Source organism: Methylosinus sp. Ce-a6, from assembly GCF_009811655.1.
In the GTDB taxonomy this organism is placed as follows: domain Bacteria; phylum Pseudomonadota; class Alphaproteobacteria; order Rhizobiales; family Beijerinckiaceae; genus Methylosinus.
Map to the genome: position 1 here is coordinate 24,628 of NZ_BGJX01000008.1, position 24,574 is coordinate 49,201.

37 protein-coding genes are annotated in these 24,574 nt (G+C 65.4%); 24 read left to right on the forward strand and 13 right to left on the reverse strand.

Going from position 1 to position 24,574, the window contains the following annotated elements; all coding sequences use genetic code 11:
• Positions 1 to 13: 13 nt before the first annotated feature.
• The 10 genes from Mspo_RS07300 to Mspo_RS07345 all read right to left on the reverse strand — a co-directional run bounded on the left by Mspo_RS07300 (position 14) and on the right by Mspo_RS07345 (position 5,320).
• Positions 14 to 1,159: a hypothetical protein gene (locus Mspo_RS07300; protein WP_201281649.1), complete on the reverse strand. Its 1,146-nt coding sequence runs from the start codon at positions 1,157 to 1,159 to the stop codon at positions 14 to 16.
• Positions 1,160 to 1,161: 2 nt separating this feature from the next.
• Positions 1,162 to 2,196, reverse strand: a complete 1,035-nt coding sequence (locus Mspo_RS07305) for a YqaJ viral recombinase family protein (RefSeq protein WP_159728327.1) — start codon at positions 2,194 to 2,196, stop codon at positions 1,162 to 1,164.
• Positions 2,193 to 2,363 (reverse strand): hypothetical protein, encoded by a 171-nt coding sequence (locus tag Mspo_RS07310; protein WP_159728328.1) that lies wholly within the window; start codon positions 2,361 to 2,363, stop codon positions 2,193 to 2,195. Before Mspo_RS07310 ends, Mspo_RS07305 begins: the two co-directional genes overlap by 4 nt.
• Positions 2,364 to 2,365: 2 nt before the next feature.
• Positions 2,366 to 2,743 (reverse strand): hypothetical protein, encoded by a 378-nt coding sequence (locus tag Mspo_RS07315; protein ID WP_159728329.1) that lies wholly within the window; start codon positions 2,741 to 2,743, stop codon positions 2,366 to 2,368.
• 9 nt (positions 2,744 to 2,752) lie between these two features.
• On the reverse strand, positions 2,753 to 2,986 hold the full coding sequence (locus tag Mspo_RS07320) for a hypothetical protein (protein WP_159728330.1): 234 nt from the start codon (positions 2,984 to 2,986) through the stop codon (positions 2,753 to 2,755).
• A 5-nt stretch (positions 2,987 to 2,991) separates the two neighbouring features.
• A complete protein-coding gene (locus Mspo_RS07325; RefSeq protein ID WP_159728331.1) occupies positions 2,992 to 3,219 on the reverse strand; it encodes a hypothetical protein in 228 nt (75 codons plus the stop codon).
• Positions 3,220 to 3,224: 5 nt separating this feature from the next.
• Entirely contained in the window at positions 3,225 to 3,581 is a 357-nt protein-coding gene (locus tag Mspo_RS07330) for a hypothetical protein (RefSeq protein WP_159728332.1), read from the reverse strand.
• Complete coding sequence (locus Mspo_RS07335; protein WP_159728333.1) at positions 3,578 to 3,949, reverse strand: hypothetical protein; 372 nt, start codon at positions 3,947 to 3,949, stop codon at positions 3,578 to 3,580. Before Mspo_RS07335 ends, Mspo_RS07330 begins: the two co-directional genes overlap by 4 nt.
• Before the next feature lie 64 nt (positions 3,950 to 4,013).
• Complete coding sequence (locus tag Mspo_RS07340) at positions 4,014 to 4,259, reverse strand: hypothetical protein (RefSeq protein ID WP_159728334.1); 246 nt, start codon at positions 4,257 to 4,259, stop codon at positions 4,014 to 4,016.
• A 299-nt stretch (positions 4,260 to 4,558) separates the two neighbouring features.
• Positions 4,559 to 5,320 carry a LexA family transcriptional regulator gene (locus Mspo_RS07345; protein ID WP_159728335.1) on the reverse strand — a complete coding sequence of 254 codons (762 nt, stop codon included), beginning with the start codon at positions 5,318 to 5,320 and terminating at the stop codon, positions 4,559 to 4,561.
• Between the two features lie 51 nt (positions 5,321 to 5,371).
• Here Mspo_RS07345 and Mspo_RS07350 point away from each other — a divergent pair, with 51 nt between their 5' ends.
• From Mspo_RS07350 to Mspo_RS07425, 16 genes are all read left to right on the forward strand, one after another.
• The gene (locus Mspo_RS07350) at positions 5,372 to 5,632 is read left to right on the forward strand and encodes a YdaS family helix-turn-helix protein (protein ID WP_244613225.1); all 261 of its coding nucleotides are present in this window, start codon (positions 5,372 to 5,374) and stop codon (positions 5,630 to 5,632) included.
• The gene (locus Mspo_RS07355; RefSeq protein WP_159728336.1) at positions 5,632 to 5,964 is read left to right on the forward strand and encodes a hypothetical protein; all 333 of its coding nucleotides are present in this window, start codon (positions 5,632 to 5,634) and stop codon (positions 5,962 to 5,964) included. Before Mspo_RS07350 ends, Mspo_RS07355 begins: the two co-directional genes overlap by 1 nt.
• The gene (locus Mspo_RS07360; protein ID WP_159728337.1) at positions 5,961 to 6,218 is read left to right on the forward strand and encodes a LuxR C-terminal-related transcriptional regulator; all 258 of its coding nucleotides are present in this window, start codon (positions 5,961 to 5,963) and stop codon (positions 6,216 to 6,218) included. The genes Mspo_RS07355 and Mspo_RS07360 overlap by 4 nt, the downstream gene beginning before the upstream one ends.
• Positions 6,219 to 6,741: 523 nt before the next feature.
• The gene (locus Mspo_RS07365) at positions 6,742 to 7,188 is read left to right on the forward strand and encodes a phage regulatory CII family protein (RefSeq protein ID WP_159728338.1); all 447 of its coding nucleotides are present in this window, start codon (positions 6,742 to 6,744) and stop codon (positions 7,186 to 7,188) included.
• Between the two features lie 3 nt (positions 7,189 to 7,191).
• Positions 7,192 to 7,704, forward strand: coding sequence for a hypothetical protein (locus tag Mspo_RS07370; protein WP_159728339.1), 513 nt, complete (start codon positions 7,192 to 7,194; stop codon positions 7,702 to 7,704).
• A gap of 9 nt (positions 7,705 to 7,713) precedes the next feature.
• Positions 7,714 to 8,244, forward strand: a complete 531-nt coding sequence (locus Mspo_RS07375; protein WP_159728340.1) for a hypothetical protein — start codon at positions 7,714 to 7,716, stop codon at positions 8,242 to 8,244.
• Positions 8,237 to 8,860, forward strand: a complete 624-nt coding sequence (locus Mspo_RS07380) for a GcrA family cell cycle regulator (RefSeq protein WP_159728341.1) — start codon at positions 8,237 to 8,239, stop codon at positions 8,858 to 8,860. The genes Mspo_RS07375 and Mspo_RS07380 overlap by 8 nt, the downstream gene beginning before the upstream one ends.
• Positions 8,857 to 9,552: a hypothetical protein gene (locus tag Mspo_RS07385; protein ID WP_159728342.1), complete on the forward strand. Its 696-nt coding sequence runs from the start codon at positions 8,857 to 8,859 to the stop codon at positions 9,550 to 9,552. The genes Mspo_RS07380 and Mspo_RS07385 overlap by 4 nt, the downstream gene beginning before the upstream one ends.
• On the forward strand, positions 9,549 to 9,827 hold the full coding sequence (locus Mspo_RS07390) for a hypothetical protein (RefSeq protein ID WP_159728343.1): 279 nt from the start codon (positions 9,549 to 9,551) through the stop codon (positions 9,825 to 9,827). The genes Mspo_RS07385 and Mspo_RS07390 overlap by 4 nt, the downstream gene beginning before the upstream one ends.
• Positions 9,824 to 10,450, forward strand: a complete 627-nt coding sequence (locus Mspo_RS07395; protein WP_159728344.1) for an MT-A70 family methyltransferase — start codon at positions 9,824 to 9,826, stop codon at positions 10,448 to 10,450. Before Mspo_RS07390 ends, Mspo_RS07395 begins: the two co-directional genes overlap by 4 nt.
• Positions 10,447 to 12,264, forward strand: coding sequence for a DNA cytosine methyltransferase (locus Mspo_RS07400; protein WP_159728346.1), 1,818 nt, complete (start codon positions 10,447 to 10,449; stop codon positions 12,262 to 12,264). The genes Mspo_RS07395 and Mspo_RS07400 overlap by 4 nt, the downstream gene beginning before the upstream one ends.
• Positions 12,261 to 13,703 (forward strand): DnaB-like helicase C-terminal domain-containing protein, encoded by a 1,443-nt coding sequence (locus Mspo_RS07405; RefSeq protein WP_159728348.1) that lies wholly within the window; start codon positions 12,261 to 12,263, stop codon positions 13,701 to 13,703. Before Mspo_RS07400 ends, Mspo_RS07405 begins: the two co-directional genes overlap by 4 nt.
• Positions 13,697 to 15,019: a DUF1376 domain-containing protein gene (locus Mspo_RS07410; RefSeq protein ID WP_159728350.1), complete on the forward strand. Its 1,323-nt coding sequence runs from the start codon at positions 13,697 to 13,699 to the stop codon at positions 15,017 to 15,019. Before Mspo_RS07405 ends, Mspo_RS07410 begins: the two co-directional genes overlap by 7 nt.
• A gap of 298 nt (positions 15,020 to 15,317) precedes the next feature.
• On the forward strand, positions 15,318 to 15,860 hold the full coding sequence (locus Mspo_RS07415) for a hypothetical protein (RefSeq protein ID WP_159728352.1): 543 nt from the start codon (positions 15,318 to 15,320) through the stop codon (positions 15,858 to 15,860).
• Positions 15,861 to 16,113: 253 nt separating this feature from the next.
• Positions 16,114 to 16,623 (forward strand): ParB N-terminal domain-containing protein, encoded by a 510-nt coding sequence (locus Mspo_RS07420; protein WP_244613227.1) that lies wholly within the window; start codon positions 16,114 to 16,116, stop codon positions 16,621 to 16,623.
• Complete coding sequence (locus tag Mspo_RS07425; RefSeq protein WP_159728354.1) at positions 16,620 to 17,291, forward strand: protein Mom; 672 nt, start codon at positions 16,620 to 16,622, stop codon at positions 17,289 to 17,291. Before Mspo_RS07420 ends, Mspo_RS07425 begins: the two co-directional genes overlap by 4 nt.
• Here Mspo_RS07425 and Mspo_RS07430 read toward each other — a convergent pair.
• Together Mspo_RS07430 and Mspo_RS07435 are read right to left on the reverse strand one after the other, a co-directional pair.
• A complete protein-coding gene (locus Mspo_RS07430) occupies positions 17,285 to 17,800 on the reverse strand; it encodes a hypothetical protein (RefSeq protein ID WP_159728356.1) in 516 nt (171 codons plus the stop codon). The two genes, Mspo_RS07425 and Mspo_RS07430, sit on opposite strands and share 7 nt — an antisense overlap.
• The gene (locus tag Mspo_RS07435) at positions 17,797 to 18,129 is read right to left on the reverse strand and encodes a PadR family transcriptional regulator (RefSeq protein WP_159728358.1); all 333 of its coding nucleotides are present in this window, start codon (positions 18,127 to 18,129) and stop codon (positions 17,797 to 17,799) included. Before Mspo_RS07435 ends, Mspo_RS07430 begins: the two co-directional genes overlap by 4 nt.
• 63 nt (positions 18,130 to 18,192) lie before the next feature.
• Between Mspo_RS07435 and Mspo_RS07440 the strand changes: the two genes are divergently transcribed.
• From Mspo_RS07440 to Mspo_RS07460, 5 genes are read left to right on the forward strand one after another with little or no spacing between them, the layout of a single operon-like run.
• On the forward strand, positions 18,193 to 18,669 hold the full coding sequence (locus tag Mspo_RS07440; RefSeq protein ID WP_159728359.1) for a hypothetical protein: 477 nt from the start codon (positions 18,193 to 18,195) through the stop codon (positions 18,667 to 18,669).
• Entirely contained in the window at positions 18,620 to 19,891 is a 1,272-nt protein-coding gene (locus Mspo_RS07445) for a DNA-packaging protein (protein ID WP_244613238.1), read from the forward strand. Before Mspo_RS07440 ends, Mspo_RS07445 begins: the two co-directional genes overlap by 50 nt.
• Positions 19,891 to 21,264 (forward strand): phage portal protein, encoded by a 1,374-nt coding sequence (locus tag Mspo_RS07450; protein ID WP_159728361.1) that lies wholly within the window; start codon positions 19,891 to 19,893, stop codon positions 21,262 to 21,264. Before Mspo_RS07445 ends, Mspo_RS07450 begins: the two co-directional genes overlap by 1 nt.
• Positions 21,265 to 21,510, forward strand: a complete 246-nt coding sequence (locus Mspo_RS07455; RefSeq protein WP_159728363.1) for a hypothetical protein — start codon at positions 21,265 to 21,267, stop codon at positions 21,508 to 21,510. It abuts the gene before it with no gap.
• Positions 21,510 to 22,409: a hypothetical protein gene (locus Mspo_RS07460; protein ID WP_159728365.1), complete on the forward strand. Its 900-nt coding sequence runs from the start codon at positions 21,510 to 21,512 to the stop codon at positions 22,407 to 22,409. The genes Mspo_RS07455 and Mspo_RS07460 overlap by 1 nt, the downstream gene beginning before the upstream one ends.
• Before the next feature lie 10 nt (positions 22,410 to 22,419).
• Here the strand turns inward: Mspo_RS07460 and Mspo_RS07465 are convergent, their stop codons facing one another.
• Entirely contained in the window at positions 22,420 to 23,211 is a 792-nt protein-coding gene (locus Mspo_RS07465; protein WP_159728366.1) for a hypothetical protein, read from the reverse strand.
• Between Mspo_RS07465 and Mspo_RS07470 the strand changes: the two genes are divergently transcribed.
• Genes Mspo_RS07470 through Mspo_RS07480 form a run of 3 tightly spaced genes read left to right on the forward strand, consistent with a single transcriptional unit; the run spans position 23,191 to position 24,560 of the window.
• Complete coding sequence (locus tag Mspo_RS07470; RefSeq protein WP_159728368.1) at positions 23,191 to 23,610, forward strand: phage minor head protein; 420 nt, start codon at positions 23,191 to 23,193, stop codon at positions 23,608 to 23,610. The two genes, Mspo_RS07465 and Mspo_RS07470, sit on opposite strands and share 21 nt — an antisense overlap.
• On the forward strand, positions 23,607 to 23,876 hold the full coding sequence (locus Mspo_RS07475; protein WP_201281650.1) for a DUF6527 family protein: 270 nt from the start codon (positions 23,607 to 23,609) through the stop codon (positions 23,874 to 23,876). Before Mspo_RS07470 ends, Mspo_RS07475 begins: the two co-directional genes overlap by 4 nt.
• Before the next feature lie 3 nt (positions 23,877 to 23,879).
• Complete coding sequence (locus Mspo_RS07480; RefSeq protein WP_159728370.1) at positions 23,880 to 24,560, forward strand: HK97 family phage prohead protease; 681 nt, start codon at positions 23,880 to 23,882, stop codon at positions 24,558 to 24,560.
• Positions 24,561 to 24,574: the final 14 nt, after the last annotated feature.

Below are 24,574 nucleotides of genomic sequence, written 5' to 3' on the forward strand. Positions count from 1 at the left end.
CTTTTCTCACCCTTCAATAATTGATCGTGACATGCGGAATTGACCGGCTCGCGATCAGGATCACGACGGCCCGCGCGTCGTGATCGGAAAAGCCGGCCTCGACGAAAGCCTTCGCCGCCGCGCTGTTGATCTTCGCCCGATACTCACGGTCGGCTTCACGAGCCGCAGCCTCGCGTTTCTCGCGGGCCCTCGCCTCTTCGGCCTCGCGCTTGAGCCGAGCTTCCGTCTCGGCCGCGCGGCGATCGGCCTCCTCCGCCTGCCGACGCAATTCCAGCTCCCGGCGCTCGGCCGCCAGGCGCTCCTCTTCGGCTTTGAGCGCGGCCGCTCGCTCGCGGCGTTCCGCCTCCTCGCGTTCGGCGCGCGCCTTGGCCTCGATAGCGTCGCGCTCTGCTCTCGCCGCCACTTCTTTGCGCGCGATCTCCTCGGCGGCCTTGCGCTGTTCTTCCTGCCGCGCCTGCTCGGCCGCCTCGCGGGCGATGCGCTCCTCGCGCTCTTTAGCCGCACGCTCGGCGGCTTCCTTGCGCAGACGGTCGAGTTCGGCCTGTTCGGCTTCGTGCTTTTCAGCAGCGGTGATGGCGGCCGCCAGCCGCGCGCGGGCCGCGTCCTTCGCGGATGCATATTCGGCGATGAACTCTTCGCAGGCAGGGCCGATCTCGAGGGAGTCCACGTCACGCAAATAGGCGCGCAGGACATCAGCTTCGGAAACAGCCTGGATACCGATGCACATTTCCGCCAGCCATTGGATTTTCTCTTTATGCCGATCGACCCGCGCGCCCTCCGCATCTTCCCACGCCGTCAGCGGCGCCCGCACCTCGTCATGCCATTTGTCGAGCGTATCCTTGATTAAGCGTCGGCTCGCATCGATCTTCTTAGGGATTTCCTTCTGTGCCGCCGCCAGCTCCTTGCCGACGCCTTCGAGATACGTCTTCGAGCGCGTGATCTTGTGCGCGAACGATTTGATCTCGTCCCGGCCCTTTTTCGTCTTCACGTCCGGCACGGCGAACGCATCGATTTCCTCCCGGATTTTTGCGAGGATCGGATCGACCGCGCCCGCCGTCGTGAAGAACGCGAGCGCCCGTCCCTCGGGCACGGTGAGCGCGAGCGCGCCCGCTGGTGGAATCGTGACGTAGTCGTTCGGGGAAATGACTTCGGCTTCCATGGTCAGGCTCTCTTGATGCGGACTGTTCTGAACGATGTCGGCGCGACCTCGTAGCCGGCGCGCCGGGTCGCCTTCGTGGTGATGATCCTCCCATCCGGGAGCCGGCCGCTCTCCGCATTCCCGAGCGTGAAGATGATGTGCGCGTCGAGCGTCTTGCGCTCCTTCTCGGCGGCTTTCCCGTCGGCCTCGCGCTCTTTCAAAGCCTCGCGCTGTGCGACGATTTCAACGATGCGCGGATGGCTGGATAGGTCAACGATCACGCCGGGGTCCGGGTCATCGTAAAGCTGCGCGATCAGCTCGCCGTCGCGGCGGAAATCCGGATCATAAGGCCGTTTCTCGGCGACGCGCCGCCAGAATTCGGCGACGGCAGCGCGCAGCCGCACCATGATCCCCGCTTTGATCGGAACCTCGATCAGCGGCATCTCGACGCCGTGCCCGACGACGATCGGCGCCACAGCCGCCCATGACGCGCCGACGAGTGTCGCCTCGACGATAGCCTGCACCGCGATCCACAGCGGCGGCTCGAAGTCACCGTCGTCGTTCTTCCATTTCCTGCGGAAGATGGACGCCTCGACGCTTTTGATCTGGACGATCCCGATCCCGCGCTGCGGGTCGTTCACGATCGCGTCGGGCGTGCAGCCGATTCGCGCCGCAGGATCGCGGTAATAGACGCGCGCATCGCCGGCGTTGTGCCGAACGATCCAGCTCGGATTGCGCCGGCGGAGCAGCCGCACTGCCGGCTCTTCCATGAGCCAGCCGCGCAGCACGGGCCCCTCTTCGTCGATCGGCTCCGGCTCGATTGCGCCGGTCGCGAGCAGGTAAAGCTTGTAGGGCGTCGCATATGCGTGCTGATCTTCCGGGTCCGCCGCGCCGAGCAGCGCCGCCGCAACGCTGGCTGTGATGTCTTGGCGGCGCAGCGCGTGCCACGTTGCGTCGTCAGGGCACTGGATACGCTGAACGCCGCCCGGCGCCAGCCGATCGACTACAGCGGCCGCCGCGGCGCCCAAGGAGGTTTGCGGGAACGTCGCGATCGTCATTCGCCGATCTCCTGCATATTGAACGCCACGATTTCGACCGTGTCCGCCCTCGTTTCGATGCTCTCGACGAGCAGCTCATGTTCGGCGCTGAGCGCGGCGATGATGCGCGCGATCTCCGCTTCGGCGGACTCGATTGCGGTGCGTTGGGATGGGGTGAGGCCCGACATCGTCACCCCTCCCCGCGCGCTTTGGCGAACGCGGCGTTGGATTGTGATTGCGCCGCACGCTGGCGAGGGCCGTCGAACAGCTCTATCAGGCCGTTGATGAGCGCGTCTTTCGATATGCCATCGGGCGGCAAATACGACGCGATCAGCTCTTGCGCGGACACGATGAGAGCGCTTTCGGCTTCGAGCGCCTCATATAATTCTGGTGCGGCGTGGGCGAGCCGCGCATCCTCGATCTTCTTGAACCTACCGATCTCGTCGAAGTCGCCGCAAAGATGCTTCGCTTCCGGGTCGCTCTTGTCGCGGACCTTCTTGAGAACCGTTGTCAGACAAAATCCGTCGAGACACCACGGTCCTGGCGTGAATTTCGGCTCTTGCATCATCGTCAGTCCTCAAAAGGGAAGATCGTCGTCGGGATCGCGCCTGCGCGTCAGATCGCGCGGCCAACGCACGATCGGCGAATGCTCGCCGCAGCGATCATCGGCGAAGGCGAACGGCCACGCGCCGAGGCCCGTGCGGAAGTCGACGAAAGGCGCCGCGCGCCGGCACAGTCCGGTCGCGCCGAAATCATTTCCGCGCGCCGTCTCGCTGTTGTCCCAGTGCCTGCAATCGGCGCACGTCGGCATCGCCGTCACTCCGCTCTCTGTTCGTCACCAATCCGACGCCGCTCGCCTTTGACCGAACAGAACGCTGCAGCGATCTCGTCGAGCTCGTCCGGCGTCGCATCGGTGATGTTGAGGCGCAGCAGCACGCGTCCATCGGCAGCGCCAATGTTCAGCCAGTTGCCGGTCGAGACCGTGTCGCGGAAGACTCGTAGTTCGGCGCGAGGGGCGACGAGCGCGGTGATGCAGGTCGGCATGTGCGTCACTCCGCCGCCTTCGGAATCTCGGCACGCGCCTTTAGCGCGCGCACCTTCGTTGCGAGTCCTTCGATCGACGCGAGCACATCGTCGAATGTCAGATCATCAATCTCGCGGTTCAGCATCTCCGAAATTTCGCTGTCGCACATATCGAGCAGCCGGCCGGCGAGCACGAGGCGCTCGTAAGGGCTCCCGGCGATCTGGCGCCGAAACGAGATCGCGTCGGAAAGGAGATTGTGTCCAGCTTCCTCGAGCTTTCCCGCGAGCCCATCGACCGTGGCGTTGAATCCTGGAATCAGGCTTTCGAACAGCTCGCGGTCGGCTGCGCGCAAAGCCGGTGAGGTTTTGACGGGGAATGTCATCGCGCGATCCCCTGCTGGCAATGATTGAGCGTGGAATGCTCAACAGCGGGATTCCACGGCACGCCGCCGCACTCGCGCATGTCGTCGACGATGCGCTCGTTGATGCGATCGTTCTCGCGCTCGCGCAGAGCGTCGGCGATCAGTTTCCACAGCGGATGATGGCGTTCGAGCAGCGCGGGGCGCGTGACCCAGCGACCGTCGACCTTCGCAGAGGCGTCGATGTCGATGCGGAGGACGGCCCAGTCGTCGGAGCCGTAGGAAATGGTGGCGCGCCCCCAGGCGCAGGCCTCGAACTGGCAAACAAGGCCGTCGACGGTCCTGACGCTGCCGAGCGGCAGCTCTTCGAAGGAAAACTCAATCTCACGCATGGCTCACCTCGGTTGGTGAGTCATGCCTACAATTATGCTTGTTACAAGTCAACAAATATAATTGTTATTTTTGCCTGCCATACTGCTCGTAGCCGGACAACCCGATGATTCTTCCGGTTCTTTCTGCGATTTCCTCCTGCACGAGTTGCCAATGCCCATCTGGCCGATTGCCGTCGAGAATGCCAGTGTCCATACGCCACCTCATGCTCGCCTCGGCGTAGGCCTGAATGCCGAAACGGGCCATCAGGTCATCGGCGTCCCGTTGAACAAGAGCGCGATATTCGCGCCGGCGGCTCCACCATCCGAACATCCCGCTCTCCCCTGGTGGCGACTATCTGCTCTTGGCCTTCGATGCTCGGGCGCCGCGCGCCGCGGCGTCTTGCGCGCCCGCGTTCGGGCCTTCCGCCGCGCATCTCGATGTGGGCGGACTCCCGCAGACCCGCCCGATGTCTGCCCACCCAACGCAGCGGCCGCTCGGGCCTCTGTAGCCAGGGCCGCCACGGCAGCCACAGCCGCTACAGGCGTTTGCGTGCGCCTGCAGGAACAACGATGTCGCCAGAGCGATGCCGACGCGGATCGTCAGGCGAGAAAACGACACAAAACCACGCATCAAAACACCGTGAATCGCCCCACATATCTGCCGATGATCCGAACCTCGTCAGTCGTCGCCTCGTAGGGCGAATATTGGGGATTCGCCGAAATTAATCGGAGCCGAATCGGATCGGCTCCGCGAACGACCTCGACGCGCTTCACGACGACGCTCAGCCCATCCCACAGGACGAAAATTCCCTCGGGGCTCGGTATCGTGTCGCGGAGATCTGCAAATACCCTGTCCCCGGGATAGAGCGAAAAGGCCCGGCTGTCCGGGTTGATCATCGAATCGCCGATGACCTCGAAGATCCGGACATGCGTCGGCGAAGCGTGAAGCATTTCGCGGACGACGGCTTGCGGGATGACCCACCGATCTCGGATCCCTTCCGCATGATACGAGTTCCCGTCGCCGTCGCTGACATAATAGGCGCCTGCGGGCACGCCACCGCCGCCGGCGCCCGCACGCACCTCCGCTTCGAGAATCGTCCCCTCGTCCTTATCCCGGCCGAGATCAGCGTCGACCGCCGACTCGAAACACGGAGGTTCGACCGCTTCCGGGGACGACCCTTTCCCGTCGCGCAGCCATGCGAGTGGCGCTTTCAACACTTCGGCAATGGTCGCAATCTCCGCTGAGCTTTGCGAGTCGCCGGATTCGAGAGCCGCATAGGCTTGCTGAGAAAAAGCGCGACCGCGCAGCTTGGCGACAGCGCGCGCGACAGCGGCCTGACTGAGGCGAAGCTGTTTCCGGCGCTGTTTCAAACGGTTCGCGAGCGTGTCCATGGCCCACGAAGATACAAGGGCGCTTGTGACGCTGCTCGACAATTCTGTTTGTTGACAATCAACAATCATACTTGTTATAACCGCGCCATGGACACAAGCGGACTCCTCAAAGCCATCGCGATCAAGGGATCGCAGGCCGCTCTCGCGGAAAGCATCGGCGTGTCACAGCAGACTATCTCGAATTGGCTCAAGAAAACGAAGGTCGGCGTCGCCGCCGAATATGTTTTGCCGATCGAGCGCGAGACTGGCGTCCCGCGCCATCAGCTGCGCCCGGACATCTACCCACCTCCTCAGCCGATGGAGGCAGCGTGATGCTGTCGATCGAAAAATCACCCGCGTTCATCCTCGACCCGACCGAGCACGTCCGCGTCGGCCGTGACCCGCGCGACATGACGCGCGAAGAGCTTGCGTCGTGCGGGCACGAGGTGACGCCAGTTCTCTCCGCAATTCGTGCGAAGTGCTTGGATTGCAGCGGCGGCGCACCATCCGAAACGCGCCGCTGCCTGGTCGTGCAATGCGCTCTGTGGCCTTTCCGGATGGGCGCGAACCCCTTCCGCGCCGAGCGCGAGATGTCCGACGAACAGCGGGCGGCGGCGGCCGAGCGCCTGGCGAAAGCGCGCGCAGCAAGAGGATCTGCGGCATGAGCCGTTTCCGAGCCCTCACTCCGAAAGAGCGGCGCGTGCTCGAACTGCGCGCCGGCGGCACAACCTACGGCGACATCGCGAGCGCCGAGGGGCTCACGGTCAACGAAGTGCTCGAGGCGATCGGCTGCATCTGCATGAAGCTCGACGTGGCGACGGAGGCCGAGGCGATCCGCTGCTTCACGGGCGAGGACCTCGAGCGCGCGCTGCGTGCCGAACACGAACGCCGGTTCGGCGTCGCACATGAGGCCGCGTGACATGTCGGCGCGCCTCTCCGAAACAATTTCCGCGTCGTCGGCCCCGACATCGCCGCGCCGCGGACTATGCGTCGAGAGGTTCCCGGCCTCTCGACGCCCTTCTACCCATGCGTCCCGACTCTCGGTTCCGCGCTCCCGCCGCGACCGCAAAGAATGCCCCTGTCGGGGGGACGCAGCGCCGACCGCTGGCGTGCAGGTACGAGCAACAGGGGAAGCGGGAACTATTCGCGAAGGATGCTCCATGCTGACCACGATCCTTTCATTCCTCGGCGACGCGCTGCTCGCGGCGTTCGCATCCGAATACGAGCCGATCCGCGAGCTCGCCGATCGGTCCTGATCTTCCTCCCCAGGAAGCGCGCGTGCCGCAGCGTGGTTGATGTGCGGACTCTCTCTTTTCTTCGACTTTCCCGGCGCTTCGGCGTCGGGGCCTTTTCGTAAGCGTGTATCGCCCGCGTTCCGCCCGCATAAAGGTCACGCGTTCGAGCGGAGGGCTACCCAGAATGCAGCGCGGGAAATACGGGGCATGACGAAACAGCGCGACTACGGAACGACGAAGGACATCGTGACGCGCCTGGTCGACGAGGCCGGCGGCGTGAAGCGTTCGGCTTTCCTGCTCGAGCGCGCGGTGTCGCGCCTTTATGAGCTGTGTGACCCGGCGAGCCCCGATCACATGTCCTATGATTTCGTGCGCAAGCTCACGGAGTTCTGCGGAGCCACGGCCGCCGCCGAAGACCTCGCCGCGCTCGCCGGCGGCGTCTTCATGCCGATCGAGATCGGCGACGGCGATCTCCCTCACATCGCGGCCGACAAGGCGCATGAGCACGGCCGCGTGACGACGCAGCTCTTTGTCGCGATGGGCGACGGGGATGTCTCGGCGAGCGAGGCGCGCGATCTGCTGAAACAAGTCGACGATGAATTGCGTGCGCTCATGGCGATGCGCGCGAAGCTCGCTTCTCTATCGAAGGGCTGAAAAATGACGGAAGAGGTCACGACGAAGGTCGCGAACACGAAGCAAATGGTCGCGCTGGCGAAGGCCTTCAACCAATCGAAAAGCAAGGTTGCCTCGATAAATGGCGAAATCGGCGAGCGCATCGCGAAAGCCGTCGAGAACGGAAACCTGCACGCCAAAGCGTTCAAGTTCAACTGCGCACTCGCGCGTATGTTCGAAAAGGACGATCTCAAGGCGCGCGAATTCTGGCGGTGCCTGATCCTCTATCACGAAGAGTTCGAGAAGGCCGGCCTGTTTGGCGAGCAACACGTCGGCGACATCGATGAGCTGGCGCGCAAGGCCGAGCAAGATGAGCACGACGCCGAAGCGGCCCAGGCGGAAGCGAACGGCAAAGCGATCATGGAGGGGATCGGGCCGCTGCCCGAAGAGGATAAGGAATTCGACGACGAGACGAGCGAGAAGCCGTCGCGGCGGCGCGCAAAGAAGGAACCAGAGCCGGTCACTGAGGAAATTCCCGGCAGCTATCGCTATCAGTGAGGTCGTCACGTGCGGATCGCTGCGCTCGACATTGCGACGACATGCGGCTTTGCCTTCGGCGAGGCCGGAGCGATTCCGCAGTCCGGGAGCGTGCGCCTGAAGCGCCCCGGCGAGCCGCCGGAGGTCGCAGCGTTCAATATGCGCGCCTTCCTGCGCGACCGCTTCACACTCGAGCGGTTCGACCTTCTCGCGCTCGAGCATTTCTTGAATCCCGCCGCGCAGAAGTCCGCCGATGCGGTGATCCTGCAGCTCATGTGCTTCGGCGTCGCAGTCGCCGAGGGCATGGCGCGGGGAATGCGGATCGAGAAGCCGCACCCGGCGACGATCCGCAAGCATTTCTTGGGGCGCGCGAACATGGGCGAGCGCAAAGACACGAAGGCCGCGGTGCTCAACCGCGCCAAGGCGCTTGGATATGTGCCGCGCGATTGCCGAGACACCGATCGCAGCGACGCCTGCGCCCTCTTCGACTACGCGGCCGCCACCTTCGCCCGCGTTCAGCCGCGCGAGCTCGTGTTTTTCGAGGAGACGGCCAATGGCTGATTTCAACTGGACGCCAGCGGCGATCGAAGCGTTACGCCGGCTCGTCAAAGACGGAGAAAGCTCCGGATATGCGGCCGAGGCGTTGAGCCGCGAGTTTGGCGGCTACGCCACGCGAAACGCCGTCGTTGGAAAGGCGACGAGGCTGGGGCTGCATTTTCACAGCGTCCAGAATACGCGGAAGATTCGCCGAGCCAAAAAGCCCGTCAGCCTCGCAGCGACGGAGCCGGCGCCTCAGCCGACAGCGTCGTCAGAACCGGCCCGCCTCGAGCCAACGCACCTGCCGACGATCGCGATGTCGAACCCGATCGCGCCTCGTGTGCCGCCTGAGAAGGCGCTCGCGGCGCCGGCGCCTGTCATCGCGCCGATCGCGGATGTCGCGATCCAGGAATCGAAGCGCGTCAAGCTGTTCGATTTGACGGATGGCGCATGCCGCTGGCCGATCGGGACTCCAGGTTCCGACGACTTCCATTTCTGCGGAGCGGGCGGAGCCAGTCTCGCTGCGGGCCGGCCCTACTGCGGCCAGCACGCGCGGATCGGCTACACGACGCCGGAGAAGGCAAAGCGCGCGTCCGCCGAGTGGCGCGAGAAACATCGAAAAGCTGCGAGGGCGGCATGACGGCATTCTGCACCGCAGACGAGATCGCCACAGCCATCGTCGCGGCGGCGCGCCTCGAGGGCGAGGATCCGGAGGCTGTTGCGCGCGGCGTTCCAGGATGTCGCGCGCGGTGGCTGGCGTTCGCGGCGCTTGTCGACGCCTTCCCGGGGAACGCCTACCGCGCCATCGCCGTAGGCGTCGGGATCTTCACGCAGAGCACGATGGTCGGCTCCCGCGCGCTGCTCGCATCCTATCGGCGCGGCAAAGGGCCGATTTGGTGGGACGAGGCGAAGATCGCGGCGATCCGCTTGGCAGTGACGGCGGCTTCGCAGGAGACCGCAAAGAGTTCTGACGGCGGCGTGGAAGGACACGCGGAAAGGCAAACTCGGGTCAGGCCGAGGAATGACCTCGGACGCGAAAGCGGATTGGCGACGCCATTGAGCCGAGAGATCGGACAACCGCCGATGAACCCAGCCGGTGTCGAACCCGGCCCGTCAGAAGCCGTTACGCCCCTGGCGCCCTGCGCGCTTCCCGAAGACGTCCCACTGGGGAAGAGCGCGCCGGCGGCGGCGCCGATCCTCCGAGACGTCGACGCTATTCCCGCGCCGCCGCGCTCCCGTCCCCGCAGTTCTCGCGGCGATGTCACGGCGGCGATCTGCGGCGACCCGCCGCCCGAGCGGTCGGCGCTCGCGCAGAAGCGAGGGGCCGCATGACCGCGAAGCCGAGCATCACACAGCAGATCGCCGCCGCATGGCTCGGTCATGACGTGCTCGCCGGCCTAAAGTCGCCGAGCGCGAAAGAGCGCGCCTATGCGGCCCCGCACGCCGAGGCGGCGGCGCGGACGCTCGAGTGGCTGAAGGAGAACGAGAACGGCGTTCGGAAAGGGAAAGAGGCGCTCGCGCTGCTCCGGCGTTGGTTGCCGGAATTGCCGGAGGGGATGCGCGCCGAGGTCGCGGCGCTGCTCAGAGACGACGGGGGCGCACGGTGACGAACTGGCCATTCGGCGACCTCACGCCGCATCATTATCGCGCGGCCGTCGTTGATCCGCCATGGCTGTTTTCCGCCGGCACGAAGGGCCGCCCGCAGCACTACCCCCGTATGACGGACGCGGAGATCTCTGCCCTCCCGCTCGCCGAGCTGGCGCACCCCGATGGTTGTCATTTCTTCGTGTGGATCACGTCTCCGATCGCCGAGCGGTTCTGGCGCGTCATCGCTCCGGCATGGCGGAAGCAGCGGGTCCGCTATTCCGGTCGCGCCTTTCTGTGGATCAAGACCCACCAGGTCGGGGCGAATGGCGGCGAGGCGATGTTCGTGCATCGCGACTCCTTTTTCGTCGGGCAGGGCTTCACGACTCGTAAGAACGGCGAGGATTGCCTCCTGTTCAAAGTCGGCGCGCCGAAGCGGCTTCGTCGCGACGTGCGAGAGATCGTCATCGCGCCGCGCCGCGAGCATTCCCGCAAGCCGGACGAGTCCTATCGGCGGATCGAGCAATATTGCGCCGGGCCCTATGCGGAAGTCTTCTCGCGCGAGTCGCGGGCCGGCTGGGACACGTTTGGAAACGAGGCCGGCAAGTTCGACGTGCCGGGCCAGCAGCGGGGGCGCGCGGCATGAAGGGCTCGTCCGCATCATCTGAACTGATCGTCGATTCATTCGCCGGCGGCGGGGGCGCGTCGCTCGGGATCGAAATGGCGCTCGGCCGCTCGCCGGACATCGCCATCAATCATGACCCCGAGGCGCTTGCGATGCACGCCGCCAATCATCCGGCGACGCTGCACTTGCCGCATAATGTCTGGAAGGTCGATCCAGTCGGCGTGACGCGCGGGCGGCCCGTCGGGCTGCTTTGGGCCAGCCCCGATTGCAAGCACCACTCGAAAGCGAAAGGCGGCAAGCCGGTCAAGCGTGAAATCCGCGATCTCGCCTGGGTGGTCGTGCGCTGGGCGCGGCAGGTGCGGCCGCGCCTCATCCTGCTCGAAAACGTCGAAGAGTTCCGGGATTGGGGTCCGCTCGATCTCGAAGGGCGTCCGTGCAAGGAGCGCAAGGGGCAGACATTCGACGCATTCGTCGGCGAGCTGCGTCGGCTTGGCTACCGCGTCGACTGGCGCGAGCTGCGCGCCTGCGACTTTGGCGCGCCAACGATTCGCAAGCGGCTGTTCCTGGTCGCCAGGCGCGACGGGCGCGCGATCGTCTGGCCCGAGCCGACGCATGGCGCGCCGGGGTCGCCCGAGGTCCTCGCCGGCGCGCGGGCACCGTGGCGCACGGCGGCGGAGATCATCGATTGGTCTATCCCCTGCCCGTCGATCTTTCTCTCGCGCGAGGAAGGCCGCGCGATCGGCGTCAATCGCCCGCTGGCGCCAAACACGATGGCGCGCATCGCCAAGGGCGTGAAGCGCTATGTGCTCGATGTGGCCGAGCCGTTCATCGTCCCGGTGACCCATGCCGGCGACGCGCGCGTGCACGGGATCGACGAGCCGCTGCGCACGGTGACGACAGCACAGCGCGGCGAGCATGCGCTGGTCGCGCCTTTCCTCGTTCCGCGCTATGGCGAGAGGCCCGGGCAGGAGCCGCGGACGCGCTCGGTCGAGGAGCCGATCGCCACCGTCGTGCCGACGCAGAATGGCGGGAGCCTCGCGGCCGTGCATCTGTCGCGGCAGTTCGGCGCTTCGGTCGGCTCCGCCGCCGACGAGCCGGTCGGCACGGTGACCGCGGGCGGCGGCGGCAAGACAGCGGTCGTCGCGGCCTATCTGGCACAGCATAATGGCGATGGCCATATCGGGCGCGAAGCCGCAGCCCCGCTATCGACGCTCACGACGAGCGGCCGGCAGCAGGCGGTCGTCGCGGCCTTTCTCGCCCAGCACAATACAGGCAATGTCGGGCGCGATGCGTCCGAGCCGCTCTCGACGATCGTCCATCGCGGGACGCAGCAGGCCATCGTCGCGGGGTTCCTGTCCAATCTCTACGGCTCCAATGATGGGAGCGGCGGCGACCTGCAGGACCCGGCGCGGACCGTGACCGCCGGCGGATCGCACGCCGCCGAGGTGCGCGCCTTCCTCGTCAAATATTACGGCTCCGATCAGGATCCTCGTCTCGGCGAGCCGCTGCATACGGTGACGACGAAAGATCGCTTCGGCCTCGTCGAGGTGCGCGGCGAGCTTTACGCGATCGACGACATCGGCATGCGCATGCTGACGCCGCGCGAGCTGTTTCGCGCGCAGGGCTTTCCGGATAGCTATCGCATCGAGATGGGCATGACGGCGGATGGGCCGATCGCGCTCACCAAGACCGCACAAATCCGCATGTGCGGCAATAGCGTTTCGCCCGTTGTGGCAAGAGCGCTGGTCGCCGCCAATTACGCGCCGGACGAACTCGCGTCCCCTGTCGGCGCGCGTCGGAAGGTCGACCTCCCTCTCTTAGAGGGTGCGGCATGAACGCCCACGCGCCCGGCCAAGACGCCGCCCTCCCGGTCGTCATCGAAGCCGAGCAAGCCCTCCTCGGCGCCCTGCTCCTCAACGAGCACGCCCTCGCCAATGTCGGCTTCCTCGAAGCCCGGCATTTCGGCGAAGAACTGCATGCTCGCATCTACTCGAGCATGCTCGAGCTGGCTGGCGCCAGCCGCAAGGTCTCGCTCATCACCGTCGGCGCGCAGCTGACCGATGTGCAAATGCCGGACGGCGCGCCGCCGCTCCGCGCCTATCTCGCGCGCCTCGCCGCCGAGGCGACCACAGTCGTCAACGCTCGCGACTACGCCGAAATGATCGTCGACACATGGGCGCGGCGCGAGCTTATCGCGCTCGCCGGTGCGGCCGCGGATATGGTGCGCGCGCCCGGCGTCGGCCGCCTGCAGGCGACGCTCGACGAGCTGGACGCGCAGATCATCGGCCTGCGCAACTCCGGCCAGATCGGCGCGGAATCTGAACGCACGACCCTCGGCGCGGGCCTCGCGGACGTCATTCGAGAGGCCGAGGACCGGGCCGCCGGCAACGCGCGGATCATTCCCTCGACCGGCTTCGTCGACCTCGATCGGGTCATCGGCGGCGGCTATCGCCCGGGCCGCCTCTATGTCGTCGCGGGCAATCCCGGCGCCGGCAAGACGATCTTCCTCGTCGCCAGCGCGCGCCGCGTCGCACGGGTGCGGGACGATCGTCCCCAGTTCGGCGTCGACGTCTATTCCCTCGAAATCGATCGCCGCGAGCTCGCCGCCCGCATGGCGGCAAACGCCATGGCCGCGGGCCCGGCGCCGCTCGCCTACAGCGATATTCTCGCCGGCGCGCTCGACGAGCAAGCGATCAACCGGCTTCGCAAGGTCGAGGAGCGGTTCAACGAATTCGCGGTGACGATCGACGCGACGCCGGGCCTCACGATCGAGCAGATCGAATCCCGCGCCAAGCGCACGAAGCAGCGCCTCGAGCGCGTCGGGAAGACGCTCGACGTGGTCTTCATCGACTACCTACAGATCATGGGTTTCGGCGATCGTTATCGCGGCCGCAAGGTCGACGAAATCGGCGAGGTGACGAAGGGCGCGAAGGCGATGGCAAAGCGCCTCGAGGTCGCCGTCGTGTTGCTCTCGCAGCTCAGCCGCGAAAATCAGAAGCGCGACGACAAGCGGCCGCAGCTGTTCGATCTGCGGGACTCGGGATCCATAGAGCAGGATGCCGACGTCGTGATCGGCCTGCATCGACCCTCCTACTACGACCAGCGCGATCCGAAGGTGCTCAACGGCGACTCCGAGGCCTGCGAGCGCGCGGCGGCTCGGGCGAACGATCTCGAGGTGATCCTCATGAAGAACCGTCTCGGGCCGACGAAGACTGTCCATCTCTACTGCGACGTCGCGCGATCGTTCCTGGACAATGGAGAGAGGAAATGGTGAACGCGTTACCCGAGCCTCTTCTCCCGCCATTCGTCGACCTGCGCGACTTCCGGTTCATGCCGCTCATCATCGAGCAGCTTCGGCGGTCGAAACAATGGCTCATCGCGAAGCGGCGCCCGGAGGTCGGCTTCTATTCGCTGAACTTGTGGGCCGCGTCCTGGCATGAGCTGCCAGCCGGGTCGATGGAAGACGATGACGACGTTCTCGCCGACGCAGCTATGTGCTCTCCGGAACGCTGGCCAAGCGTGAGGGATGACGCCCTTCGCGGCTGGATCAAATGCTCGGACGGACGCCTTTATCATCCGACGGTGTGCGCAGAGGCGGCGAACGCATGGAACGACAAGGCGCATCACAGGTGGCGGAAGGAGTGTGAGAGGGTCAAGAAAGAGAATTCCAGGCGAAAGGAAAAGGGTCTGCCGCCACTCGAACTGCCCGGGGAACCGATGGCACTGTCCCCGTCTCGCGCGGCGGACATGGCGAAGACCGTCGCCGGACAGCCGAGGGACACCAGCAGGACAATGGCGGAATGTCCGAGGGACAATGCGGCGTTGTCCGTGGGACAAGACTCTGACGTCACGACGACAAGCAGGGAGGTGTCGTGGAACAAACGACGGATGTCCGATGGACAAGGCGGCTTTGTCATAGAGACAGGCAAGGGAAATCCTACGGAAATCGCTCTTAAGGGACAGGGACAGTGTAAGGGACAGGGACAGACTGATGATCCCCCAGCCCAGCGTCCTGTCCCCCGCGCGCCCGCGGAATCGGATCGTCCTGCCGACGAACGGCCGCCCGACCCCGGGGCGAGGTTGACGAAATCCGAGCTTGATCGGGTCGAATGGGCCTGTCGCGCTGCGCTTGGCGATGCTGCGCCGCAGGACCAGGTCATTGGTCCGATGGTCGAAATAGTCAGGAAATCCGGGCAAGAGCGCGTCTCGCTGTGCCTCGCATCGGAGGCTCGGAGGCCCCGCGAAAAGCCGATTCGGACTTGGAAAATCTGGGCGCGGATCGTCGCAGAATCGCTGACTGAGGGGCCGTCGAGAACTGCATCCGCGGACAGCGCGGGACCATCGGAGCGCATGTTTCGCATCGGCTGGCTGGACGTCGAATGGCCGGAGCGCGCAGCCCGCGCCAATCTGGCGCGCTGGGAGGAAGCTGGGTTTTGGGCCGACGCTTGGGGCCCTATCCCGCCGCAGTCGCGCCGGCTGCGTGAGATCGCCGCGGAGCTCGGGATCACGATCACGCGGGCAGAAAAGCCAAACGCGCCGTGTCGGCCGCCAAAGCGCGACGATGCCGAGGCGGAGGATGACGCGGCATGACGTGGGCAAATCACGGATATCCGCCGCGGCTCTGGCGCGTCGCGCTGGTCCGAATGCGAATGCGGCGAGCGCAGATCGACGCCGATGGCCGGATAGTCGCCGGCCCAAAATTCGAGCGGCCGGTCTCGATCGTCAGGCGCGGTCGAACTTCGGCGACGGTTCGGATCGACAGTCCGGAGTTCATCGACATGGTTCGGAGGGCGGCATGATGGCGGCGCGGCGAAAAAACTACGGGCGATATGACCGGGTCGAGGAGGCGACGCACCCCGGCCCTACGCTGCCTCGCGCGCCGCGGCGGATGCGCGGCAAGATCGAGATCGTCGTCGCGGCGGTGCCGGACCCGAACCCGATCGAGGGCGAGCGGTTGAAGCGCCAGAAAGCTGCGGTGAACATCGCCGGCAATCCGCTCGAGCGGGAGTATTCTCGCGGGCGAATCTCGACGGAGGCCTATCAGGCCGGGCTGACGTTCGAGCGCATCCTCGAGGCGGCGCGTATCGGCGGCGGAGCCGTGTCGATCGAGCCCAGCGCCGGCGCCGGCGACCATGAAGCAGTGATTGCGCGGGCTATCGACCGCGCGGCCGCCGCCGTCGCCGCATGTCGCGATGTGCGCTCGAAGTGCGGCCAGCGCGGCGCCCTGATCCTGCGGGCCGTGCTCGGGGATCGGCAGACCTTCGTGCAGATCGCCGTGTCCGAGGGCCTCGGCCGCGACCGCGGAACTCGGAAGATCGCCGCCGAATTCCGAGAGGCGCTCGAAGCCCTCGCCGTCGTCGCCAAGGGAAAGGACCGAGGCGCGCTCGGCCATTGGGGGACGGATGGCTATCGGCCAACGATTGCCGATTGACAGCGCACAGTCGGAAAGGCATAAATCGCTACGGAGAAGATTCGCGCCCGGAGCTGGACACCAGCGGCCGGGCGTTGTCGTTTCTTCCATCCGAAATCCCTGAAAATCCCAATTCTCCAGCCCTGAAAAGGGCGGGAGCCGGGGCGCGCCAACGCCCCAAGCCGCGAGTCGTGACCTCGCATGACCGAAAGCCGGCCGGACATCCGGTCACCCCGCCACCGTGCGCGACGGCGGGGAAACTTGGCTCATCGTCATGCAAGAAACCGTTACCGGGCTGGCCGTGGAGGCTTGGCCGATCGAACGCGTGCGCCCGTATGAGGGCAATCCGCGAATCATCCCCGAGACCGCGATCAAGAAGGTTGCGGCCGCAATCAAGGAATTCGGCTGGCGCCAGCCGCTCGTGGTCGACAATGAGGACGTGCTCGTCGTCGGCCATGCGCGCCTGCTCGCGGCGAAACGGCTGGGCCTCGCGCATGTGCCCGTCCATGTCGCGGCGGACCTGACGCCCGAGCAGGCGCGCGCCTATCGCCTCGCCGACAATCGCACGAACGAGGAAAGCCGGTGGAATCCGGATGCGCTCGATTTCGAGCTGCGCGAGCTCGGCGCCGTTGGGTTCGATCTCAAGCTCGCCGGCTTCGATCCGGTCGAACTGCCCGGCGAGCCGCCGCAATTCGAGACGATCAGCTTCGACGCGGTGAAGCCGCTCGACGAAAAGAAGGCGGTCGCCTGTCCGAACTGCGGACACCGTTTCCAGCCGTCATGACGCTGCGGCTGGACTGGGCCGGCCATGACGCGGCCACCTACGCCTGTCGACAGTGGCACTATTCGCGCGCCGTGCCCGCAGGCCGGCTCATCGTCATCGGTGTATGGGAGAACGAGGCGTTCAAAGGCGTCGTGATCTTCAGCCGCGGCGCGACGCCGAGGATCGGCTCGCCCTATGGGCTGACGCAGTTGGAGGTCTGCGAGTTGACGCGCATCGCGCTTCGCGAGCACGAAGCGCCGGTAAGCAGGATCGTCGCGATCGCGCTCCGCATGCTGCGCAACCGCTGCCCAGGCATGCGGCTCGTGATCTCCTACGCCGCCGGCGAGCAGGGCCACCATGGCGGCGTGTATCAGGCAGGCGGCTGGATTTACGAGGGCGCGAAGGAGACCTACGCCATTGAGGTACGCGGCGAGCGGCGACACGGGCGCAGCGTCGGCTCACGGTATGGGCGCCACGACATTGAATGGCTGCGCGAGAACGTCGACCCTGCGGCGAAGGCGGTACGGGGCCTCGTGCGGCACAAATACCTCATGCCGTTGGACGACAAGATGCGGTCGGCAGTTGTGCCGCTCGCGAAGCCCTATCCCAAGCGTGTGAAGCAGGCGATGGCCGAACACCATTCGGCGCAGCGGCCGGGCAGCGCGGACCCGCACGCTCCAAATCAGTGAAAGAGGCGGCGAGCGTAGTCGGCGAGGAGCCCGAGTAGGCCAATACGTCGCGCCGCCGCCCATACCTGAGGTCCGACGGAGTTGAGCGCCGCGGCCCAATACCTCTTCCTGGCGCGCTCCACCGACATCCCCGACGTGACGTCACGTCGAAAGGCTTCATCTAGATCCATGAGCAAAGCGTCTCGATATCGCTTTTTTGTCAGAGCCCCAACAAGCATCTCGGCTGTTCGCGGAGGTTCAAGGTTTTCTGCTGGCCTGTCCATCTTATGCGGCGAGCAAAGTTCCTGTTCGAAAAGTGATAATTGCTCGTTCAGATCAGCGTACTGCTTCCTGAGAAGACGACGCTCCTTTACGAGCCGCCTAATTCTATTATTGTAAAAGACCAGATCTTCTGTCCCCGCAACGGCCAAATCTGGCTTGAGTTTAGCGAGATCACGAGCCATCAACTCTTTCTCTCGTTTCAGATTGTCAAAAAGGAATATTCCTAGACGCTCCACGAAGACGTTCATGCCAACGCCTCCTTCCAAGGGAATCCCTCGCGCAGCGCATCTATCGCACAGAGTGACACCTGCAAAGACTTCTGGCCGTTGCCGGTAATCGTGAAATACAGCTTCTTCCGCCCGCCGCGCGCCGCGGTCGCCTCGCCCTCTTGGGACGTGATCAGTCCACTATCCTCAAGTCGCTCAAGCACCGCGTAAACGGAACCAAACGAATATTCCTTCCCGGTCCGCGTCTTGATCTCGTCACGGATCGACACGCCGTAGGCGTTCGGACGTAACCGCATAATCGCGAGCAACATCTGCTGCTCGACCAGGGTCAAATCAGTAGATTTCGCCAAGGAATCACCTCCGTTTCCGATTTCTTCGTAATTCTAGAATAAATCCCGAGAGCGTCAAGGGCCATGGCCGGAAGAAAGCCGTTCGAGCCGACAGAGGAGCAGCGAAAGCAGGTCGAGGCCTTCGCCGCCTACGGCATCCCGCAAGAGGACATGTGCAAGCTGCTCCTCAATCCGCGGACGGGGAAGCCGATCGACCTCAAGACGCTGCACAAGCATTTTCGCGTCGAGCTCGACACCGGGATGGTCCGCGCGAATGCGAAGGTCGCCGAGTCCCTGTTCCGCCAGGCCGTGGGCGCTCCCGCGCAATACGACGCCGGCGGCAAGCTGATCCGCGCCGAGCAGACGCCTGTCGTATCCGCCGGCATCTTCTGGGCCAAGGCGCGCATGGGCTGGAAAGAGCGCGAGGTGCACGAACATACGGGGGCCGATGGCGGTCCGATCGAAGTCGACGACGCGCGATCCAAGCTCGCTGATCGCATCGCTCGTCTCGCTGCCGCCGGTGCAGCGCGCGAAGGTTCTGGCGAGCCTCAGCCCGAGTGAGGCGCGCGCGCTGCTCTTCGACTGGCGCGCGTGGGCGCGGCCCGAGCAACTCGCCCCACTCGGCGTTTGGTCGTTTTGGCTGGTCCTCGCGGGGCGCGGGTTCGGCAAGACCAAAACCGGCGCCGAGTGGGTCCGGGAAAAGAAGGAAACCTGCGGACGCCTCGCGCTCGTCGCGCCCACCGCCGGCGACGCGCGCGACGTCATGGTCGAAGGCGTCTCGGGGATCCTCGCGTGCTCGCCGCCATGGGATCGGCCCCACTACGAGCCCTCGAAGCGCCGCCTGACTTGGAAGAACGGCGCAATCGCGACGCTCTACTCGGGCGAGGACCCAGAGGCGCTGCGCGGCCCGCAGTTCGGCGCGGGGTGGGCGGACGAGCTTTGCGCGTGGCAATACGCGCAGGACACATGGGACATGCTGCAGTTCGGCCTGCGCCTCGGCCGCAATCCGCAATGCGTCGTCACCACGACGCCGAAGCCGATCCAGGTCTTGAAGGACCTGCTCGCCAACCCCGCGACCGTTGTCACGCGGGGCTCGACCTACGACAACCGCGCCAATCTCGCGGAAGGCTTCTTCCGGCAGATCATCAGCCGCTATGAGGGCACGCGCCTCGGCCGGCAGGAACTGAACGCCGAGCTGCTCGAGGACATCCCCGGCGCGCTGTGGAGCCGCAAGCTCATCGACGACACGCGGGTCCGCTCCTATCCGGACCTCGCGCGCGTCGTGGTCGCGATCGATCCGCCGGCGACATCCGGCGAAAAGGCGGACGAATGCGGAATCGTCGTCGCGGGCCGCTGCGCCGACGGACAGGGCTATGTGCTTGCCGACCATTCCTCCCAGGGCGATCGGCCGGCTGAATGGGCGCGGCGCGCGGTCTCGGCCTATCAGATGTTCAACGCCGACTGCATCGTGGCCGAAGTCAACCAAGGCGGCGAGATGGTCGAGGAGATCATGCGACAGGTCGACCCGAACATTCCATTCCGCGCCGTGCACGCCACGCGCGGCAAATACGTCCGCGCCGAGCCGATTTCGATGATCTACGCGCAGGGCCGCGTGCATCATGTCGGCTCGTTCCCGAAGCTCGAGGATCAGATGTGCGCCATGACCCCGGACTTCGACGCGAAGAAAGCTGGCTACAGCCCTGACCGCCTCGACGCGCTCGTGTGGGCCATGACCGATCTCATGACCGGGCATCGGTCGGAACCGCGGATTCGCCGTCTCTGATGGTCTGGCCGTTCACGCGCCGTCGGGCGGATGCGCCGCTGACGGAGAAAATCGGGCCGGCGATAATTTCCGCCGCCACGAAAGTGGGCAAACAAATTATCGAGCACAAAGCCTCCGCCGTCGGCGCGCTGATCTCGGCGCGCGTGCTCAATCTCCCGCAGTGGCCGCGTCGCTCGTTCGAGCAGTCCGCCAAGGAAGGCTATCAGCAAAACCCCGTCGTCAACGCCTGCGTCTGGAAGACGACGCGCGCGGCCGCCGCGGTGCCGCTCGCGATCATGCGGGGCGACAAAGAGGTAGACATCCCGGAGTTGCGCGCGCTCCTCAACCGGCCGAACCCCTCGCAGGACGGGCCCGCCTTCGTGCAGGCGACGCTCGCCGATCTCATGCTCGCGGGGGAGTTCTTCGCCGAGCGCGTCGATCTCGGAAAGCAACCGAAGGAACTCTACCGCTGGTCGCCGGCGAAGACGGCCGTAAAGCCGGGAGCCGACGGATTCGCCGCCGCCTACACCTTCAAGGTCGGGGACAAGGAACGCACGGTCGACGTCGATCTCTCCAAGGGAAATGTCCCGATCCTGCATGTCCGCGATTACAACCCGACCGATGATTGGCGCGGGCTGCCCTCGATCGACCCGGCCGCCTTCTCGATCGACGCGCACACCGGCGCGCTGCGCTGGAATGTGGCGCTCTTGCGCAATGGGGCCCAACCGTCCGGCGCGCTCGTCTACGCGCCAAAGGATGGCGGCGACAAGCTCACGGACGAGCAGTTGGCGCGCCTGAAGGCCGAGCTCGAGGAATCGTTCTCCGGCTCGCAGAACGCCGGCAAGCCGCTCCTGCTCGACGGCGGCCTCGACTGGAAGGAGATGGGCTTCTCGCCCAAGGACATGAATTTCGCCGAGGGCCTGAACAGCGCCGCGCGCCTGATCGCCCTTGCCTTCGGCGTGCCGCCGCTCATCCTCGGGATCCCCGGCGACAACACCTTCGCGAATTACGCAGAGGCGAACAAGGCTTGGTATCGCGAGACGATTCTCCCGCTGCTCGCGCAATGGTGCCGGGCGATGTCGTGGTGGCTCGGGCCAGCGTTCGGCGCAGATATTCGGATCGAGCCGGACGCCGATGATCTCGAGGTGTTCGCCGACGAGCGCGCCGCTCAGTGGGATCGTATCGAGAAATCGACCTCGCTGACGATCAACGAGAAGCGCGAGCTTCAAGGCCGCAAGCCGGTCAAGGGCGGCGACGTGATCCTCGTCTCGTCGGCGCTGATCCCGCTCGAGGCGGCGGGCGAGACGCTACAGGGTGGCGCGGCGCCGGAGGATGACGAGACCGATGATGTCAGCGACGACGCGAACACTGAAGCAAATGACGGAGCGGAATAGATGGGCGGTGGAGTCCTGATCGGCGCGCATGTCGCGCGCGACGCGTTCAACGTCACGCTGTCGGACTCGGCGACGCAGAACGCGAACTTTTTCCGCGTCGGCACGGCGGGCAACGTCGCCGTTCAGACCGCCGATGGAACGACGCTCACGATTCCGTCGCTCGCAGCCGGAGAATATGTCTTCCTCGCCGTGCAGAAGTTCCTGGCGACCGGCACGACGGCCTCCGGCCTCACGGCGTTTGTCTGATGATCGTGCCGATGATGAAGGCTGCCGCCCTGTCTCAGCGCCCGCTCTGGTCGCCGCTCCTGCTCGGCGCGTCGCTCGCCGCGTGGTGGAGCGCGCTGGAGTCGAGCAGCATCACGCTCGCCGGGGCCAATGTCCCCGCATGGGCGTCGATAGTCGGCGGGATATCGGCGACGCAGGCGACGGGAGCGGTTCAGCCTATCTACGCGGCTGCTGGAATAAACAGCCGCCCAAGTCTGACGTTCGGCTCTCGATGGCTGGACACCCCGCTGAATTGCTCAAGCGTCCCTCGGACGGTCGCGGCGTTGCACGTCGTCAACAACATCGCGACATACCAGACGATTATTGGGGGTGTGGCGAGTGGCGGGTATCAAGTGCAAGTCAGGGCAGCAGATGGCTTCGCTGCGATCGTCAAAGGTATTACGGTCGAAGTAGGGCACGCTACAATCCCGTGCGTGGCCGGTGCGGTGAGTGTCGATATCGCAGCCTATGACGGGGCCGCCTACGGCTTTGCACACAATGGTTCTGAGGCCGGTTCTGGCAGCGCCTCAGTCGTATTTACGAGCACGACTTCCGAAATCGGGACACGAAACGTCGGAGCAGAAACCTATACTGGAAATATCGGCATGATCGTCGTGCTCAACGCCGTGCTCGACACGGTCACACGCCAAAAGCTCGAGAGCTATATGGCGTGGCAGTATGGCGCGGCGTCGTCACTCCCTGCCGCCCACCCCTACAAAAACGCACCGCCGCGCGCCTCTCTCGACGAGATGGAGAGGTGGGCCGACGAACGAGGCTGGCGCGTGATCGACCTCGCCGCCAATCGCGAGCGCGCCAGGCGCATCTACACGCCGCCTCGTCGTCTGATCGTGCCCGATGGCGGGTGGAGGATCGCAGCGTGAGATACCTCGTCTACGCCACGCAGGCCGAGGCGCAAGCGGCCGTCGATGCGATCGACGCGCGGGCGCGCGAGCTGTTCCGCGCGGCCGCTACGCGATCGACGCGGGTGGCGCCGTCGTCGGCAAGACGCCAGACGGCCAAACCGACCCTCGCGGCAGGACCGAGACCTGGGATATCCCGCGCCAGCGCGTGGACCGCAAATGGATCGTGGCGCACCAGGAAGCGCACGGGTCCGGCGCGCAGATCGTCTCGCCGAGCGTCACGATGTCCGCCTATGTGATGCAGGACATCGGCGCGCCGGTGATTGAGGAAGAGTCCGCCGATTGGTGGCCGCCGGCCCCCACGCCCTAACATCGTTTGTGCCCCCATCGCCGCCTGCGCAGAGCGTGACCGACTCCCATGAATCGCACCCGCCGCGCACGCCGCATTGCCCGCCATGTGCGCCTTGCAGCATCCCATGAACGCGCTCTTGCGCATGATCTTCGCAAGATTTTCGCTCGAGCGGGTCGCGCCGCAGCGGCGCATGTCGCGGCCGGACAAGATCATCTCGCCGTCGCGGTTGTGGCCGGCTTCGAGCCCGCCATCGCCAAAGCGCTTCGCGCCCGCCTGCGCACTGCGGCAATGGCGAGCGCGCAACTCGTCCTCGAGGAGCTGACGGGGGAGAAGGCGTTCGGCGTGGTGTTCGAGCAAACCGGCGCGCCGGCGCTTGAACAGAAGCTGCTCTCGCTCTTCGACGTTGCCGAGCGCGCTGTCGTCGACTGGCTGTCGCATCACGCGGCCGAAATGGTGCAGCGTGTCTCGCAATCGCTGAAACGCCTGATCCGAGGCTCGCTGAAACGTGGCAAAGAGGCCAACGAGCCGCCCCGCGTGCTGGCGCGCCGGATGCGCGACGAGACCGGCGGCGAGATCGGACAGAGGCGGGCGCTGGTGATCGCGAGGACGGAAACGCACACCGCCTCGCAGGTCGGCTCTGAGGCCGCAGCGAACGCCACAGGCCTCGCGCTCGACAAGGAGTGGGGCGCGACCGAGGACGCCCGCACAAGGCCGGATCATCACGACGCGGACGGACAGACCGTCGACAAGGACGCCGATTTCGTCGTCGGCGGCGAGCGCTGCAAATTCCCCGGCGACGCATCACTGAGCGCAAAGCAGCGCGCAAACTGTCGTTGTGTGACGCTTTGGGTTCCGAGGATTCCGAAATGAAGGTGAACCAATACGGTGACCATATTTTCGCAGTCATGTGCCCGGCCTGCGGCTACGAACATCCGTTCACCGTAGGATCGAAAACGCGGCCGAACTGGACCTTCAACGGGGACTTCGAGCGTCCGACGTTTTCGCCGAGCATGCTCTGCATGCCGGATGGCCCGAAGCGTTGTCACTCCTTCGTTGAGAACGGAATGATCCGCTTCTTGCCGGACAGTTGGCACGGGCGAAGCGACGCCGTTCCTCTCCCCGACGTGGAAGAATAGCCCATGAGCGAACTGAAGCAGGCTCATAGCCTCAAACACCTGCCGATCGAGTTCGACGCCAAGGCCGTGAAGGATGACGGCACGTTCGAGGGCTACGCCTCGACGTTCGGCAACGTCGACAGCGGCTACGACGTCGTCATGCCGGGCGCCTTCGCCAAGAGCCTCGTCGCGCGTCCGGCGCCGCGCATCAAGATGCTCTGGCAGCATGACCGGACCCAGCCGATCGGCGTGTGGAGCGAGGCGGCCGAGGACAGCAAGGGGCTTTTCGTCAAAGGCGCGCTGCTCCGCGACGTCCAACGCGGCGCCGAAGCCTACGCCCTCATGAAGGCCGGCGTCATCGACTCCATGTCGATCGGCTACAAGACGCTCGAGGCCGATTTCACCCAGAGCGGCGTGCGCCAACTCAAGGAAGTCGGCTTGTTCGAGGTATCCCTCGTAACATTTGCGATGAACGATCAAGCGGTCGTCACGACCGTCAAAGAGTTCAACCCGCGCGAGTGGGAAAGGGGCCTGCGTGACGCCGGCCTCTCGCGCGGCGACGCCGTGAAGGCTGTCGCTTTTTTCCGAGAGCGCCTGCGGGAAGCCGGCGAGAATGTCGCGATCGATCCGCGTGAGGCGGAGGCGGCGGCCTTGTCGACCGATGTGGTCGACGCCATGCGGAAGCTGCAAGCCGCCTTCCGCTGATCTCACAGGATCGA